10 protein-coding genes and 4 pseudogenes are annotated in these 16,112 nt (G+C 65.7%); 12 read left to right on the top strand and 2 right to left on the bottom strand.

Features of this window, described 5'->3' with window-relative positions:
* Window positions 1-302: 302 nt before the first annotated feature.
* The 5 genes from OKW41_RS18860 (at window position 303) to OKW41_RS18880 (ending at window position 8,176) form a co-directional block, all read left to right on the top strand.
* Complete coding sequence (locus OKW41_RS18860) at window positions 303-2,219, top strand: potassium transporter Kup (protein WP_429573575.1); 1,917 nt, start codon at window positions 303-305, stop codon at window positions 2,217-2,219.
* A 346-nt stretch (window positions 2,220-2,565) separates the two neighbouring features.
* Entirely contained in the window at window positions 2,566-4,062 is a 1,497-nt protein-coding gene (locus tag OKW41_RS18865) for an alkaline phosphatase family protein (protein ID WP_429573576.1), read from the top strand.
* Between the two features lie 353 nt (window positions 4,063-4,415).
* Window positions 4,416-6,224: an alpha,alpha-trehalase TreA gene (gene treA, locus OKW41_RS18870; protein WP_429573577.1), complete on the top strand. Its 1,809-nt coding sequence runs from the start codon at window positions 4,416-4,418 to the stop codon at window positions 6,222-6,224.
* A 149-nt stretch (window positions 6,225-6,373) separates the two neighbouring features.
* Complete coding sequence (locus tag OKW41_RS18875) at window positions 6,374-7,669, top strand: MFS transporter (protein ID WP_429573578.1); 1,296 nt, start codon at window positions 6,374-6,376, stop codon at window positions 7,667-7,669.
* Between the two features lie 27 nt (window positions 7,670-7,696).
* A complete protein-coding gene (locus OKW41_RS18880) occupies window positions 7,697-8,176 on the top strand; it encodes an isoaspartyl peptidase/L-asparaginase (protein WP_429573579.1) in 480 nt (159 codons plus the stop codon).
* 44 nt (window positions 8,177-8,220) lie between these two features.
* Here the strand turns inward: OKW41_RS18880 and OKW41_RS18885 are convergent, their stop codons facing one another.
* Window positions 8,221-8,931, bottom strand: coding sequence for a FadR/GntR family transcriptional regulator (locus OKW41_RS18885; RefSeq protein WP_429448583.1), 711 nt, complete (start codon window positions 8,929-8,931; stop codon window positions 8,221-8,223).
* 334 nt (window positions 8,932-9,265) lie between these two features.
* Between OKW41_RS18885 and OKW41_RS18890 the strand changes: the two are divergent.
* The 6 genes and pseudogenes from OKW41_RS18890 to OKW41_RS18915 form a co-directional block, all read left to right on the top strand.
* Window positions 9,266-9,421: pseudogene (locus tag OKW41_RS18890) on the top strand (mannitol dehydrogenase family protein); the annotation flags it as partial.
* Between the two features lie 118 nt (window positions 9,422-9,539).
* The gene (locus OKW41_RS18895) at window positions 9,540-10,826 is read left to right on the top strand and encodes an MFS transporter (protein WP_429573580.1); all 1,287 of its coding nucleotides are present in this window, start codon (window positions 9,540-9,542) and stop codon (window positions 10,824-10,826) included.
* A gap of 49 nt (window positions 10,827-10,875) precedes the next feature.
* Window positions 10,876-12,423, top strand: a complete 1,548-nt coding sequence (locus OKW41_RS18900; protein ID WP_429573581.1) for a UxaA family hydrolase — start codon at window positions 10,876-10,878, stop codon at window positions 12,421-12,423.
* Between the two features lie 139 nt (window positions 12,424-12,562).
* Complete coding sequence (locus tag OKW41_RS18905) at window positions 12,563-13,981, top strand: FAD-binding oxidoreductase (protein ID WP_429573582.1); 1,419 nt, start codon at window positions 12,563-12,565, stop codon at window positions 13,979-13,981.
* A 113-nt stretch (window positions 13,982-14,094) separates the two neighbouring features.
* Window positions 14,095-14,289 (top strand): annotated as a pseudogene (locus tag OKW41_RS18910) (DUF4142 domain-containing protein); the annotation flags it as partial.
* A 10-nt stretch (window positions 14,290-14,299) separates the two neighbouring features.
* Window positions 14,300-14,614, top strand: a pseudogene (locus tag OKW41_RS18915) (sigma factor-like helix-turn-helix DNA-binding protein); the annotation flags it as partial.
* Here the strand turns inward: OKW41_RS18915 and OKW41_RS18920 are convergent.
* Window positions 14,612-14,761 (bottom strand): annotated as a pseudogene (locus OKW41_RS18920) (DUF3564 family protein); the annotation flags it as partial. The pseudogenes OKW41_RS18915 and OKW41_RS18920 sit on opposite strands and share 3 nt — an antisense overlap.
* A 334-nt stretch (window positions 14,762-15,095) precedes the next feature.
* Between OKW41_RS18920 and OKW41_RS18925 the strand changes: the two are divergent.
* Complete coding sequence (locus OKW41_RS18925; protein WP_429573583.1) at window positions 15,096-16,085, top strand: zinc-dependent alcohol dehydrogenase family protein; 990 nt, start codon at window positions 15,096-15,098, stop codon at window positions 16,083-16,085.
* The last annotated feature ends 27 nt before the right edge of the window (window positions 16,086-16,112 follow it).

The raw sequence follows: 16,112 nt of genomic DNA on the forward strand, positions 1-16,112 counted from the left end.
AGCCCTTGACTGAATATTCGATCTGGCGTGCCCATTCGCAGACTGTCACTAACGCTCAATGCGCTATCGCGACCAGCTTCGCTTTCGCCGTTCCGACTGACGTCAAGCTGACAATGGACGGCAGCTGGCATCCCCGCGCGAAGCGCATTTTCGCCGGAAATTTCTATACTTTCTCTAGCGCACACCTGGCACGATCCAGCCCGTACGACCCAAACGAATTCACGTCAACGAAACGAAAGAATCGAAGCGAACCCGCGGCGCGGCCCTCACGGCTCACGCGCGATTCGTATGAGGAGGCAGACATGGCACATTCCGCATCCGCCGCGCCGGCGAAGGAAGGCCACGGCGAAGCGTCGCCGGCGCTGCCAGCGCTCGCGCTGGCAGCGCTTGGCGTGGTCTACGGTGACATCGGCACGAGCCCGCTCTATACGCTCGCCACCGTGTTCGATCCCAGCAACGGTCTCACGCTCAATGCTTTCAATATCGTCGGCATCGTCTCGCTGATCTTCTGGTCGCTGATGATCGTCGTTTCGCTCAAGTACGTCGTCCTGATCCTGCGGGCGAATAATCATGGCGAAGGCGGCATCATGGCGCTGCTCGCGCTCGCGGCGTCGTCGATCGCGTCGCGGCCGCGTTTGCGTCGCGGCCTCCTCGTGGTGGGCGTCATGGGCGCGGCGCTGTTCTTCGGCGATAGCGTGATCACGCCGGCCATTTCCGTGCTGAGCGCCGTGGAAGGGCTCGAAGTCGTCGAGCCCGCACTCAAGACCTATGTGATTCCAGTGACGCTCGCCGCGCTCATCATTCTGTTCGTCACGCAAAAGCACGGCACGGGCGGCATCGGCGCCGTGTTCGGGCCCGTGATGGTGCTCTGGTTCGTCGTGATCGGCGTGGCCGGCGTCGCGAACATCATGTCCGCGCCGGTCGTGCTGTATGCGCTCAATCCGCTGGAAGGGCTGGGCTTCGTCATGCATCACCGCTGGCTCGCGTTCGTCGCGCTCGGCGCCGTGGTGCTCTCGCTGACGGGCGCCGAGGCGCTCTACGCCGACATGGGCCATTTCGGCAAGCGACCCATCCGCCTTACCTGGTTCGGCGTCGTTTTTCCCGCGCTCGCGCTCAACTATCTGGGCCAGGGCGCGCTGCTGCTGGCGAACCCCGGCGCGGTGCAAAACCCGTTCTACCGGCTCTTTCCGCAATGGGCCATCGTGCCGATGATCGTGCTCGCGACAATCGCCACGGTGATCGCATCGCAGGCCGTTATTTCGGGCACCTATTCGATGACGATGCAGGCGATGCAGTTGTCCTTCCTGCCGCGCATGAACATCGTGCATACGTCGGAACGCGAGATCGGGCAAATCTACGTGCCCGGCATCAACTGGATCCTGTTGATCGCCGTGGTTGCGGCGGTGTTGGGCTTCCGCTCGTCCACGGCGCTCGGGTCCGCATATGGGATCGCCGTGACCGGCACGATGCTCATCACCACGTTCCTGACGTTCTTCGTCGTGCATTACGCGTGGCGCTACAACTGGCTGCTGTGCCTGCTGTCCACCGCGTTCTTCTTCGTGATCGACGCGTTGTTCTTCTCGGCAAATCTGCTCAAGATCGTCGATGGCGGCTGGTTCCCGCTCGTGGTCGGCGCGATCGTGTTCACGGTGATGGCGACTTGGGGACGCGGCTGGGAAATGATGATGGCCGAAGCGCGCGTGCGGGCGGGAAAGACGCCGCTCAAGCCGTATCTGACTTCGCTGCTCGACACCTCGCCGACGCGCGTGGGCGGGACCGCGATCTTCCTGACGCCGAATGCCGAAGCGGTGCCGCACGCGCTCGTCAACAACTTGCGACACAACCGCGTGCTGCATGAGCGCACGGTTTTTCTGAGCGTGGTCACGAAGAGCGTGCCTTGGGTGGCCGACAGCGAGCGCGTGCGGATCGAGCCGCTGTGCGCGGGCTGCTGGCATGCAACGGTGAAGTACGGATTCAAGGACGAAGTGGACTTGCCGCGCACGCTGGCCGCCTACAAAACGCCGGAACTGACCTTCAACCTGGACGACACATCGTGGTTCCTGAGCCGCGCGGACGTCGTGCCCAAACGCGGCCACGGCATGGCGCTATGGCGCGAGCGGCTTTTCGCGGTGATGCTGCACAACGTGGGCAATATCGCGGCGTTCTTCAAACTACCGGCCAATCGCGTGATCGAAGTCGGCGCGCGCGTGGAGATCTAGAGCGCGCCGTTCAGCAAGCGTGGAGAAGCGGCCGGCCTGCTTCGATACTCCTCGGCCAATTCGGGCATCGAGTAGGAGTGGTCTCCTGTAAGTTCGTAAGTCTGGTTGGCGTGACCCGGCTGCGTGAGCACCGTAACCGCCGCGCCTGCGCAGTCACGCGAGGCGGAGGCGAATCGCCCTTGTCCCACGCTACCGTTGAGCGCCGCTTCGCAACGGCCCTCGGATACCTCGGGTTCGAAACTTGCTGCCCACGACCAACCCGTCGCTCGAATCGGCGCGCGCGTTTTGCTTCGCGGCAGGCCGGCATGGTCGGATGCCCGCGCCGCATCCAACGAGGAGACGTGTCATGGGCGACGAGACTCACCAGAATCATGGACACGACCGCCGCCGCTTTCTTGCGGGCGTGGCCGCGGTGGCCGGCAGCGTTGCGCTATCGGGTTGCGGAGGCGGCGGTGGATTGGGCGGAGACGACCAACCGGGCGGCGGGAGCGCCGGCGACCCCGCGTCCTCGATTACCGACATTCCATCGCCCAACGCCGCCGACCGCTACAGCCTGCCGCGCCCGGCGTTGCCCGCGCCGGCCAGTTCGGGCATCGACTTCATCGTGCTGGTCACGATGGAAAATCGTTCCTTCGACCATTTCCTCGGCTGGGTGCCGGGGGCCGAGGGCATGCCCGCGAACCAGCACTTCAAGGACGCGTTCGGCGCGACACAAACGCCGTTTTCCCTCGCGGCGAATGCCGCGTACGGCTATCAGGCGTGCGCCTACCAGGACCCCAATCACGGCTTCTCGGGGGCGCGCACGCAACTGGCATCGGGTGCGATGAATGGCTGGCTGCTCACGCCGGGCACGAGCCTGATCCCGGGCGACCTGCTGCCTATCGGTTACTACACCTCGGCCGATCTGCCATTCTTCAAAGCCGTGGCGAGCAGCTACACGATCGGCGATTTCTACTTCAGCGGCATCCTGACCAGCACGTTTCCCAATCGCCTCTACCTGCATAGCGGTGCGACGGACCGGCTCGATGACCGCACCGATACGTCCTCGCTCGCGACGATCTGGGACAAGCTGAGCGACGCGAATGTCGATTGCAACTACTACTACCACGACGTGCCGTTCACGGCGCTTTATGGCACGAAGTATCTCGGCATTTCGCGCCCATTCGCGGAGTTCCTGTTGAATGCGTCGACGGGGACGCTGCCGTCATTCTGCATGGTCGAGCCGTCTTTCACGGGCGAGCCCGAAGGAGTTTCCACCGACGATCATCCGCATGCGGACATCCGCGATGGCGAGGCGTTTCTCGGCCAGGTCTACGAGGCGCTGCGCACGAGCCCGACATGGAGCCGCACGCTGATGATCATCGTCTATGACGAATGGGGCGGGTTTCTGGAGCACGTGGTGCCGCCCACGAGGCCGATCAGCAATGACGAGTTCAAACTCGGCAACGACGGCAAGCTCGGTTTTCGCGTGCCGCTCGCGCTGCTTGGCCCGCGCGTGCGCGCAGGCTCGGTCACGCGCTATCCGTTCGACCCCAGCTCGATTCACGCACTGCTGCAATGGCGCTTTGGTCTGCAGCCGCTCGGCGTGCGCGGCAGCGATCCGGCGACGGTCAATCTCGCCTACGCGCTCGATTTCACCGACGCGCCGCGCACCGACGCCCCAAAGTTCACGATCGCCCAAGGGCCGTTCGCCGGCGCGTGCCTGGGGGCGATCGTGCCTGCGCCGTCCAGCTCGGTATCGGCGATCGATCAGTCGCAACAGCGCGCGATCAACCCGGCGGCGGACCCCTTCGCGGCACTGCGCGCGAAGGCAGCTTCATCAGGATTCCGGACCGGAGGCTAAGCTGGGTTTCCGCTTAAAATGAGCGGGCCGCAAGCCGGCGCCGGACCGGGCCGCGCTGGATTCTGAATGTCATCGCGCACGGCGGGATGCACGGCCTGATGAAGGCTCATGCCTTGAGCGCAGTTTGGTGAGGAACGCTTGCGCGCGACATCGTTTTGCGAAGCGGGTCCCGCACTTGCTGGCGAGACCGTCTCGAAGCCCCGCGGTAGCGTGCAGCATGTCATCGGCGCGCGCGGCGGGCCGCCTACGTCGACGTCACCGCGTCGTCCTCAACGGGTCCGCCGATGCCATTTCGTTACGATCTTCCCGTTTGGTGTTCCCGCGAGCGGCCATACCGCCGCGTTGTAGCCAACGTGGCCGCCGCGCTGGCGCTCGCCGCAAGCACCAGCGTCATTGCGCAATCCGCGCCGACGGTCGCCCAGACCCAGCCGGCCGTGCCGGCCGTTACGCTGCCCGCATCGGCCGCCGCCGCGAATCCCGCCAGCAGCGCCGCGGACCGGCACGTCGAAAACACGGATCACGCGCAGCCGTCGCCGGTCGTGCCGACGCCGCCGTCCGAGCTGTACGGCGAGCTGTATCGCGACGTCGAACTCGCGCATCTTTACCCGGACAGCAAGACGTTTGCCGATATGTCGCCAGGCGAGCCGCCGGCCCAGGTCATCGCCGACTACGACAGCCAGCGTGCTCAGCCGCGCTTCGACCTGAAACAATTTGTCGAACAGCGCTTCACGCTGCCCCCGCGCGCGCCGAAGCGCTACGCGTCCGATCCTGACGAGAGCGTCACCGCGCACATCGATACGCTGTGGAACGTGCTGCGTCGCGAACCGGATGCGAGCGCGAGCCCGTACTCGTCGCTGTTGCCGCTGCCGTCGCCGTACATCGTGCCGGGCGACCGCTTCGACGAGATCTACTACTGGGATTCGTACTTCATCCTGCTGGGGCTCGACGCGAGCGGCCAGCACGCGCTCGTCGACGACGAGCTGAACAATTTCTCGACGTTGATCGACCGCTATGGCCACATCCCCAACGGCAATCGCACGTATTACCTGAGCCGTTCGCAGCCGCCGTTCTTCGCGCAGATGGTGCAGCTCGTCGCGCGGAAGGAGGGCGATCAGGTCTACGCCCGCTATCTGCCCGAGCTGCGCCGTGAATACGCGTACTGGATGGCCGGCAGCGACCGTCTCGCGCCGGGCAACGCGGCGCACCATCTCGTGCGCCTCGCCGACGGCACGCTGCTCAATCGCTACTGGGACGAGCGCGCGGCGCCGCGCGACGAGTCGTACCGCGAGGATGTGATGACGGCGCAGCGGATGCCGCAACGCGATGCGCAGGATTTGTGGCGCAACCTGCGCGCGGGCGGCGAAACCGGCTGGGACTTCAGCTCGCGCTGGTTCGCCGACGGCAGGACGCTCGCGAGCATCGACGTGACCTCGCTAGTGCCAGTGGACCTGAACTGCCTGATGGTGGACCTCGAACGCACGCTCGCGAAAGCCTACCGTGTGACTGGCGATGCAGGCCGCGCCGAGAATTTCGAAGTACGTGCCCGGGTGCGCGCCGATGCGATCCGCCGGGTGCTGTGGGATCCGCAACTGCACGCTTTCGGCGACTACGACTTCGTGCACCGCACGCTCACGCACCGGCTTACTGCCGCGACGGTGTACCCACTTTACGCCGGCGTCGCGACACGCAACGACGCGCGCGAAGTGGCGCAGACGATCCGGCGCGATCTGCTGCGTCCGGGCGGTCTCGCGACGACGCGGACCAACACCGGCCAGCAGTGGGACGAACCGAACGGCTGGGCGCCGCTGCAGTACCTCGCGGTGATCGGGCTGCGCCGCTATAGCGAGCCGGAGCTCGCGCGCGATATCGCGACACGCTGGATCCGCACCGACGTCGCGTACTACCAGCGCACCGGCAAGCTGGTCGAGAAGTACGACGTCGACGCGAGCGGCAAGTCGGCGGGGGGCGGCGAGTATCCGCTGCAGGACGGCTTTGGCTGGACCAATGGCGTGCTGCGCGTGCTGATGCAGCTCTATCCGGATGCGGTGAGTTCGACGAAGCCGGCCGATCTGCCGGGCGGCGCGGTGGGGGTGTCGGATGCGGCGGCATCGGCGGCGGCCGCGCCGCAGACGTCGCACAGCACGTCGCCCGCGGGCCACTAGTTGCAAAGGAGGCGCGCAGCCAGGCCCGCGCGTTCCGAAGAGGTAGTAGCGATACCAGGATGATGGGTTGACTGCCTGGCGGCGGCGCAGCCCGTTACGATGCTTTGGATAGCTCGAACAGACCCTCGTCACCCTGGAAAGCCTCGAAGATGAATCGCAAGCTCGACGTACCATCGGCCGAACCGGTGCCGCCGCAGGCGCAGGCCACGGCGACAGCCAAGGTCGCCCCGCCGGCCGGCGATGAAGCCGCCGCGCATTGGCAGCGCAATCTGTGCGTGTGCGTGTTCGGCTCGTTCACGACCATCGTCGCGATGACGCTGCTGCTGCCGTTCCTGCCGCTCTATGTCGAGCAGCTCGGCGTAAAGGATCATGCGGCGATCGTGCAGTGGTCCGGCGCCGCGTTCGGCGCGACCTTCTTCAGCGCCGCGCTCGTCGCGCCCCTGTGGGGCAAGCTTGCGGACCTCTACGGCCGCAAGCTGATGCTGATCCGCTCGAGCCTCGGCATGGCGGTCGCGATGTCGCTGATCGGCATGGCGCACTCGGCGTGGCAGCTGGTCGCGTTGCGGCTGCTCGCCGGGTTGCTTGGCGGCTATGCGTCGGGCTCGATGATCCTCGTCGCGACGCAGACGCCGAAGGCGCGTTCGGGCTCGGCGCTCGGCGTGCTGTCGTCGGGGATCATGGCGGGCAATCTGGTCGGCCCGCTGATCGGCGGCTTCCTGCCGCCGTTGATCGGCATCCGCGCGACCTTCTGGGCCTCGGGCGCGGCGATCCTCGTCGCCTTTCTCGCGACGGCGTTTCTGATTCGCGAAATGCCGGTTAGCAAGCGCGCCGACAGCGCGCCGAAGCAGGGCGCGTGGGCCTCGGTTGACGACAAGGGGCCGGCCATCGCGATGCTTGCCACGGGTCTGCTGCTGATGGTCGCGAATATGTCGATCGAGCCGATCATCACCGTCTACGTCGCCCAGCTCACGAAGCCTCAAAGCGTGACGATGATCGCGGGCTTCGTGATGTCGGGCGCGGCGCTCGGCAGCGTGATCTCGTCGTCGCGTCTCGGCAAGTTCGCCGATCGCGCCGGGCACTGGAATGTGATCGTCGGCTGCCTCGCCGTATCGGCGGTGTTGCTCGTTCCGCAGGCGTTCGTCACCGCGAGCTGGCAGCTGATCGTGCTGCGTTTCCTGATGGGGATGGCACTGGGCGGGCTGTTGCCGTGCATCGCGAGCGTGATCCGCCATAACGTGCCGGCGAGCGTGACGGGCGCGATCCTTGGATACTCGGTGTCGTCGCAATACGCGGGGCAGGTGGCTGGCCCGTTGCTGGGCGGTTTCGTCGGCGGACACGTCGGCATGCGCGCGGTGTTTCTTGGCACCAGCATGCTGATGGCGCTCGGCGCGCTCGCGAACTGGCGCGTGAAGTCGGGCAGGGCACGGGCAGCGTTGGCGCGCTGATACAAGGCACCTCGACGGTCAACGCGTTTGCCATTCCGGCGCAAACACCTTTCCCCCTGGGCGACCGGCACGAGTACATCGGGATGGGGCTGGAAATATCCGGGCCGTCTCGGCGACAGTCCCGTGATCGGCGCGGGTTCCTATGCCGATAGCCGTTACGGCGCCAGCGCCTGCACGGGTGCCGGAGAGATGACGATCCGCGCCGGCACGGCGCGCGCGGTGGTGCTCTACATGAAAATGGGGATGAGCGTCGAGCGCGCGGTCAGCGAAGCGGTCGACGATATGCGCGCGCTCAAGGGTGGCTTGATCAGCCGCGTGACGATCCATGCGATCGATGCCGCGGGCAATCACCGCGTGGTGGCGGTCAATGGCTTGCCGGGCAATCACTACTGGGTGTGGACGCCAGTCATGGCGCAGCCGGAGCGCCGTGCTTGCGAGCTGATCCAGATCTCGGAGGGTGAGCCGCAGAGCAAGCGGATTGCGATGCAGGTTTATACCGACGTGTGAGGGTGACGCGCACTGATGAATCAGCGGTATTCCCGCCGCGACACCTAAGACGTCCGCTGCCCCCCCGCAATCACCCGCTCCAACGACAGCTTCAAGTGACGCTGCATCGCCGCCTGCGCCTGAATCGCATCATGCGCCTCCAGCGCTTCCAGAATTACAAGATGTTCGTCGGGCACGGCGCCCCACGTCGTCTCGTTTTCGAAGTGGCCGCGCAGCTTTTCCGACAGCGGACTATGCCGCGCATCGAATAGCGAGCTGACGGTGCGCACCAGCACTTCGTTGCCGGACATTTGCGCGATCGCGAGATGGAACGCGCGATCGGACGCGACCGGAATTCTGCCGGCCTTTACTTCGCGCTCCATCTCGTTGTAAATGGCGCGCAGCATCTTCAGGTCTTTCGGTTTGCAGAACGGTGCGACGCTCGCGATGATCGAGCCTTCGATCAGGCAGCGCGCGCCGAGGATGTCGAGCAGGCTATCGCCGAGTTCGGCCTGCGACAGCGACGCATCACTTTGCGCGGACGGCGTCGCGCACAGATAGACGCCCGAGCCCATGCGAATCTCGACGAGCCCTTCCAGTTCCAGCGCGACCAGCGCCTCGCGCACCGACGGCCGCGACACGCCGAGCGTCTCCGCCAGCGCGCGCTCGGACGGCAGCCGGCCGTTCGGCGCGAACTTCGGCTGAGCGATCAGATCGCGCAATTTTTCCGCGATCTGAAGATAAAGGCGGCGAGTGTCGGCAGGTCTGGTGGTCACGAAACGATTCCCGGCGATGTAGCTTGTGCAAGCCCCATAAGGCGAGCGCCGATTGTAGATCGAAGCGCCCGGCGCGCAAATCGTGCCCGCTCGGGCGGCGCGGCGACAGTGTTCGGGGTTTCCCCAACTCCGTGCGAATTGGCTTGACCAGTATCGCACGCGCCGTTATTTTTGCAAATTGGTAAGGCCAGATCGACGCCACGGAGACGCCAGCCGTGCAGCCCTGCTGGTCGCTCCGCATCCCGACACCCGATCAATTTCTCCATGACGACGAAGACTGTCATTTGCGAACAACCCGGCCAACTCGCGCTCGCCGAACGCGCGATGCCGGCGGTTCCTCGATCATCGCCTCGCCGACATCGCGCGCAATCACGAGCAAAAGAAAGAGCGGCGTTTCAAGCCGGTGATCGAACTCGCGCGCGAGCTTGGCGTGCGTGTCGAGCAACCGCGTCTGAACGCGGCGCTTGCCGCGTGCGCGCACGACGGCTAACGACGCGGGCCGCAAATCCGCAGTAGATCTGTAGCAGACCCCGGCAGCACACCGGCGGCCACGAGGCCGCATGGTTCATCCAAATAGAGTAGATGCCAGCCCAGGAGGAGACGGTTTCATGAAGAAGATGCGTTGGGTAGTGATTTTTCTGTGCTTTCTCGCGATCGCGGTGAACTACATCGATCGTGCGAATCTCGCGGTCGCCGCGCCGCAAATCGAAAAGGCGCTCGGCATCGGCCCCGCCGAGATGGGCTTCATCCTGAGCGGATTCTTCTGGACCTACGCGTTGATGCAGATGCCGTTCGGCTGGTTCGTCGATCGTGTCGGCGCGCGCATCGCGTTGCCACTCGCGGTCGGGTGGTGGTCGGTGTTTACCGCGGCCACCGCGGTCACGACCAGCGTCGCGGGCATGTTCGGCTGCCGCCTGTTGCTCGGCGTCGGCGAGGCGGGCGCGTATCCGTCCTGCACGAAGCTCGTCAGCCAATGGTTCGAGCCAAAGGAGCGCGCGATCGCGACCAGCATCTTCGATAGCGGCTCGCGGGTCGGCTCCGCGCTGTCGATTCCCGTGGTCGCGCTGATCATCGGCACGCTCGGCTGGAAGGCCGCTTTTGTCCTCACTGGCTTGCTCGGCGCGGTGTGGATCGTCGGCTGGTTCGTGATCTATCGGAATCCCGTGCAGGACGCGCTGGAGACCGCGCGCAACGCTGCGCCGGCGGCTCAAGCGAGAGGCGGCCAGGACAACGTGACCTGGGCATCGCTGTTTCGCCATCGCACGCTGTGGGGCATGATGCTCGGCTTCTTCTGCCTGAACTTCGTGATCTACTTCTTCATTACGTGGTTTCCGAGCTATCTCGTGCAGACGCGCGGCTTCTCGCTGAAATCGCTCGGCACGCTCGGCATGATTCCGGCGCTGATCGCGATTCCGGGCGGCTGGCTCGGCGGCTTTGTGTCCGACGCGCTGTTCCGGCGCGGCTGGAGCCTGACCGCTGCGCGCAAGACCTGCATGGTCGGCGGCATGCTGTTGTCGTCGGTGATCACGCTGTCGGCGTTCACGGAGAACACGTATCTGATGCTCGCGTTCTTCGGCATCGCCTATGGCAGCCTCGCGTTCGCCGCGGCGAGCATCTGGTCGTTGCCCTGCGACGTCGCGCCGACGCCGCGCCATGTCGCGTCGATCGGCGGCATCCAGAACTTCGCGTCGAATCTGGCGGGGATCGTGATCACGACGTTCACCGGCGTGATGGTCGCGATGACGAAGGGCTCATTCACGATTCCGCTCGTCGTGGCAGGTGGTTTCTTCTTCCTTGGCGCGTTCAGCTATCTGGTGATCGTGGGACGCATCGAGCCGCTGTCGCTGGAATCGGAAAGCCGCGAGCTGCCGAAGGGCGCGGGCTCCACGATCTGACGTATTCTGTTTCCAACGCATTCGAATAACCCTGCTATCGAGGCTTCTCATGTCGACTCAAGCTAGCGTCACGTCCGCGATCATCCGCCTGCATCCCGGCGACGACGTCATCATCGCGACCCGACAGTTGTTGCCGGGCACGCGCATCGAGGCGGAACAACTGGTCGTCGCCGGGCTGATTCCACCGGGGCACAAGATCGCGACGCGCAACATCGCGCAAGGCGAGCCGGTCAAGCGCTACAACCAGATCATCGGCGTCGCGCGTGAAGCGATCGCGCGCGGCCAGCATGTTCACACGCACAATCTCGGCATGTCCGAGTTCTCCCGCGAGCACGCGTTCGGCGTCGATGCGCAGCCGACTGTCTATGTCGACGAGCCCGCGCATTTCATGGGCATTCGTCGCGACGACGGCCGCATCGCGACGCGCAATTACATCGGCATTCTGACCAGTGTGAACTGCTCGGCGACGGTCGCGCGCGCGATCGCCGATCATTTCCGGCGCGACGTGCGTCCCGACGCGCTCGCCGACTATCCGAACGTCGACGGTGTGATCGCCTTGACGCACGGGCTCGGTTGCGGCATCGACATGCAGGGCGAGGGGATCGCGATCCTGCGCCGCACGCTTGCCGGTTACGCGGTGCATCCGAACTTCGCGTCGGTGCTGTTCGTCGGGCTAGGCTGCGAGACGAACCAGATCGCCGGCGTGCTCGCGGCGGGCGGGCTCGACGCCAATACGACGAAGCTGCGCAGCTTCACGATCCAGGACAGCGGCGGTACTCGCAAGACGATCGAACGCGGGATCGCGACGGTGCGCGAGATGCTCGCCGACGCGAACCGCGTGCGGCGCGTGCCGGTGCCGGCCTCGTATCTATGCGTCGGTCTGCAATGCGGCGGCTCGGACGGCTATTCGGGCATCTCCGCGAATCCGGCGCTCGGCGCCGCGGTCGATCGGCTGGTGCGGCATGGCGGCACCGCGATCCTGTCGGAAACGCCGGAAATCTACGGCGCCGAGCATCTGCTGACGCGGCGTGCGGTGAGCGCCGCGGTCGGCGACAAGCTGCTCGCGCGCATCGCATGGTGGCAGGACTATTGCGCGCGCAATGGCGGCGCGATGGACAACAACCCATCGGCGGGCAACAAGGTGGGCGGCCTGACGACGATCCTCGAAAAATCGCTCGGCGCGGTCGCGAAGGGCGGCACGACAAATCTGGTCGACGTCTACGAATACGCGCAGCCGATCGCCGCGAAGGGCTTCGTATTCATGGATTCGCCCGGCTACGATCCGGTGTCGGCGACGGGACAGGTCGCCTCGGGCGCGAACCTGATCTGCTTCACGACCGGGCGCGGCTCCGCCTATGGCTGCGCGCCGTCGCCGTCGTTGAAGCTGGCGACCAACACCGCGTTGTGGGAGCGCCAGCAGGACGACATCGATATCAATTGCGGCGGTGTGATCGACGGCAGCGCGAGCATCGACGAACTCGGCGAAGCGATCTTTCGCATGATGCTCGACTGCGCGTCCGGCACGCGCACGAAGAGCGAGCTGCACGGCTATGGGCAAAGCGAGTTCGTGCCGTGGCAGGTCGGCGTGGTGACCTGAGCGGGTGCATTGCAGCGACACAACCGAATAGCCGAATGGATCACGCATTGGAGGATGCAATTGGAACGCCGCCTTTATTCAGGCCGCGACGTGAAGCGCGCGCAGCGGCTCTGCCCGTCTGACGAACTGGAGATATCCGATGCAGCACGAACCGATCTCCGCGACCCGTGGTAACGAAGCCGTCGCCGCGCTGCGCGCGGCGCTCGGCGCGGACATCGTGAGCCTGCCGGCCGAATTTGGCGGGCGGCAGTTCACGGACTGGAGCGGCACGCCATCGACCGATCCGATCGCGCTGATCCGCCCGCGCACGACCGAAGAGGTCGCCACCGCGCTCAGGATCTGCCATCAATTCCGGCAGCCGGTCGTCACGCAAGGCGGCATGACCGGGCACGCGGGCGGTGCCTGCGTGCTTGGCGGGGAGGTCGCGCTGAGCGTCGAGCGGATGAACGGCGTCATCGACATCGATCCGGTCAGCGCGACGATGACCGTGTTCGCGGGCACACCGCTGCAGGTCGTGCAGGAAGCGGCCGATCACGCCGGCTTCATGTTCGCGCTCGACCTCGGCGCACGCGGCAGTTGCACGATCGGCGGCAACATCGCGACCAATGCGGGCGGCAATCGCGTGATCCGCTACGGGATGATGCGCGACCAGGTGCTCGACGTCGAAGCGGTGCTCGCCGACGGCAGCGTGATCGGCGGCGAGCGCAAGATGATCAAGAACAATACCGGCTACGACCTGCGCAACCTGCTGACGGGCAGCGAGGGCACGCTCGCGGTCATCACGCGCGCGGTGCTGCGCCTGCGGGCCAAGCCGCGCGCGATCTCGACCGCATGGTGCGGCATGCCGGACTACGCGGCGGTGACCACGCTGCTCGGCCGCGCGCAGGAGCGGCTGCCGGCCGGCGTGTCCGCGTTCGAGGTCATGTGGCCCAGCTATTGCGACTTCGTGCGGCAACGCCTGCCCGAGCTGCGTGTGCCGCTCGCGAGCGATCACGCCTACTACGTATTGCTCGAGACTTGCGGCGCGGACCCGGAACGGCAGTCGGCGGCTTTCGAGGAATTCCTCGCCGACATGTTGAACGCCGGCGTGATCGCCGACGCCGCCATCGCGCAATCGGACGCGGACGCCGCGGCGTTCTGGGCGATTCGCGACGCGCCAGCCGAATATCCGCGCCTGATCCCGGGACGCATCTCGTTCGACATCAGCTTCGCGGTCGCGCAGGCGGGCGACGCGGCGCAGCGTTGCGACGAGCGATTGCGCGCGCGCTGGCCGCAAGCGACGATCCTCGTCTATGGGCATCTCGGCGACGGCAATCTGCACGTAGTGGTGCAAGAACCTGGCTGGATCGACGAGGCCATCGACGACGTCAAGCGCGTCGTCTATGAACTGACGGGGGAAATGGGCGGTTCGGTATCGGCCGAGCATGGGATCGGCGAGGAGAAGCTGGGCGTGCTCGGCCTGTCACGCTCGCCGGCCGAACTCGCCGCGATGAAGGCGATCAAGCTCGCGCTCGATCCGCACAATATCCTGAACCCGGGCAAGGTGATCGCGATGTAGTGTGCGCGGCGCGAATCTGCGTGCGCAGCCACGGCGCTTTCAGCCGCTCGGGAACGCGCTTCTCCGACGTGACATCCAATCCCGTATCCGCAACGGAGTATGGGCGATGTCATGTGAAACTCATCCACACAGTGCTGGCGGCGGCGCTCGCGTTAGCGAGCATCGCGTCTAATGCGCAAGGCTCCGGGCCGAGCGATCCGCAGATTGCCGCGATCGTCGTGACGGCCAATCAGGTCGATATCGACGCGGGCAAGCTCGCGGAAACCAAAACGAAATCGAAGGACGTAAAGGCGTTCGCGCAGCAGATATGAAAGCGTGATCGACGCGCCCGAATCCATCGAACATGCCGATGCAATGACCACGCACGACGACGATGCCCCCGACCAGGCGTTTGCGCGTTCGCAAGTGCGCGCGCTGCTCGAACGCAAACGCGATGAATTGCCCGAGCTGTTTCGCGTCGTATTCGTGCTGCGCTCGATCGAGGAAATGAGCGTCGAGGAGACCGCGCGGTGTCTGAACATTCCCGAAGCGACGGTGCGGAGCCGACATGTTCGCGCGCGCAGCATGTTGCGCGAGTCGCTTGCTCAGGCACTCGATCTCGCCGAGCGCGACGTGTTCGAATTCGGCGGGGCAATCCATATGCAACGCGCCCCATTCGGGCAACTCGAGCCCGAAATGACCTTCGCGCGACCATTGCCGCGTGTCCTTGTCGAGCCAGAGAATGGCGAAGGCCATCGGGTTGACACGATCGAACGTGTCGAGATGAACAGTCAAACGCATGACATGTCTCCGCAATGTACACGACTGATTCGCATTGCCGGCGCCATCGCGCTCGGCTCGGGCTCGCCATAGGGAACGCCGGCCCTCAGCGCGGACGCCGAGCACCCGAGCAGACAGTTTCGGATTCGCGCAATCACGGCACGTACTCCCGTATCAGGAATAAGATCAGTGTACGGGCGGCGAAACCGCCCTTATTGACTTCGATCAAACGGTCTACGGCGCGCGGGCCGATCGCGCGACACAATGGCGCGCCTACGCTGATGAGAACGGCGCGCGCCTCGCTGTCTGCCATGACGGCAGCTTGTCGTCGCCGAAGCATCTGAAGGAGAACCCGATGCGAGCGATGGTGTTCGACGGCGGCTCGGCGACGCTGACCGAGCGGGAAGTGCCTGATCCGCGGCCCGGTGCCGGCGAGATCCTGATCGACGTTCATGCGTGCGGCGTGTGCCGCACGGACCTGCATCTGGTCGACCGCGAGCTCGAGCATCCAAAGCGGCCGGTGATTCCCGGCCACGAAATCGTCGGCGTGGTGGCCGAATTGGGCGCGGGCGTCAGCGGTTTCACGGTGGGCGAGCGGGTCGGCGTGCCGTGGGTCGGGCGCACCTGCGGCCACTGCCGCTACTGTCTGTCCGCCCGCGAAAATCTCTGCGACGACCCTGGCTTCACCGGCTACACGATCGACGGCGGCTACGCCGAGCGCACCGTCGCCGATAGCCGCTACTGCTTTCATCTGCCGCCGCACTACAGCGATATCGAGGCCGCGCCGCTACTGTGCGCGGGTCTGATCGGCTATCGCACGTTGAGCATGGCGGGCGACGCCGAACGGATCGGCATCTACGGTTTCGGCGCGGCCGCGCATCTCGTCGCGCAGGTGGCGCGTCACCAGCAGCGCACCGTCTATGCGTTCACGCGTCCCGGCGACCACGCGGCCCAGCAACTCGCGCTGCGCCTCGGCGCGGCATGGGCCGGCGGCAGCGACGAGGCACCGCCCGGCGAACTCGACGCCGCGCTGCTGTTCGCGCCGGTCGGCGCACTGGTGCCGCTGGCGTTGCAGGCGGTCGCGAAAGGCGGCGTGGTGGTGTGCGGCGGCATCCATATGAGCGACATTCCGTCGTTCCCGTACGCGTTTCTGTGGGGCGAGCGGCGGGTGGTGTCGGTCGCGAATCTGACCCGCGACGATGGGCTTCAGTTCATGCGCAGCGCCGCCGAGATGCAGCTCGCGATCGAGACGACGACTTACGCGTTGCGCGACGCGAACCGCGCGCTCGATGATCTGCGCAACGGCAACCTGACCGGCGCGGCCGTGCTCGCGGTCCGCCCGTGATCCGCTAGCGAGCCGTTGGCGCTTGAT

Source organism: Paraburkholderia sp. UCT70 (assembly GCF_050434085.1).
GTDB classification, from domain to species: Bacteria; Pseudomonadota; Gammaproteobacteria; order Burkholderiales; family Burkholderiaceae; genus Paraburkholderia; species Paraburkholderia tuberum.

What these genes read in the sequence shown, in the direction of transcription:
- OKW41_RS18905 (WP_429573582.1), top strand. Translation starts at nt 12,563, where the DNA reads ATGCAGCACGAACCGATCTCCGCGACCCGTGGTAACGAAGCCGTCGCC.
- OKW41_RS18925 (WP_429573583.1), top strand. Translation starts at nt 15,096, where the DNA reads ATGCGAGCGATGGTGTTCGACGGCGGCTCGGCGACGCTGACCGAGCGG.
- OKW41_RS18865 (WP_429573576.1), top strand. Translation starts at nt 2,566, where the DNA reads ATGGGCGACGAGACTCACCAGAATCATGGACACGACCGCCGCCGCTTT.
- OKW41_RS18860 (WP_429573575.1), top strand. Translation starts at nt 303, where the DNA reads ATGGCACATTCCGCATCCGCCGCGCCGGCGAAGGAAGGCCACGGCGAA.
- OKW41_RS18895 (WP_429573580.1), top strand. Translation starts at nt 9,540, where the DNA reads ATGAAGAAGATGCGTTGGGTAGTGATTTTTCTGTGCTTTCTCGCGATC.
- OKW41_RS18900 (WP_429573581.1), top strand. Translation starts at nt 10,876, where the DNA reads ATGTCGACTCAAGCTAGCGTCACGTCCGCGATCATCCGCCTGCATCCC.
- OKW41_RS18875 (WP_429573578.1), top strand. Translation starts at nt 6,374, where the DNA reads ATGAATCGCAAGCTCGACGTACCATCGGCCGAACCGGTGCCGCCGCAG.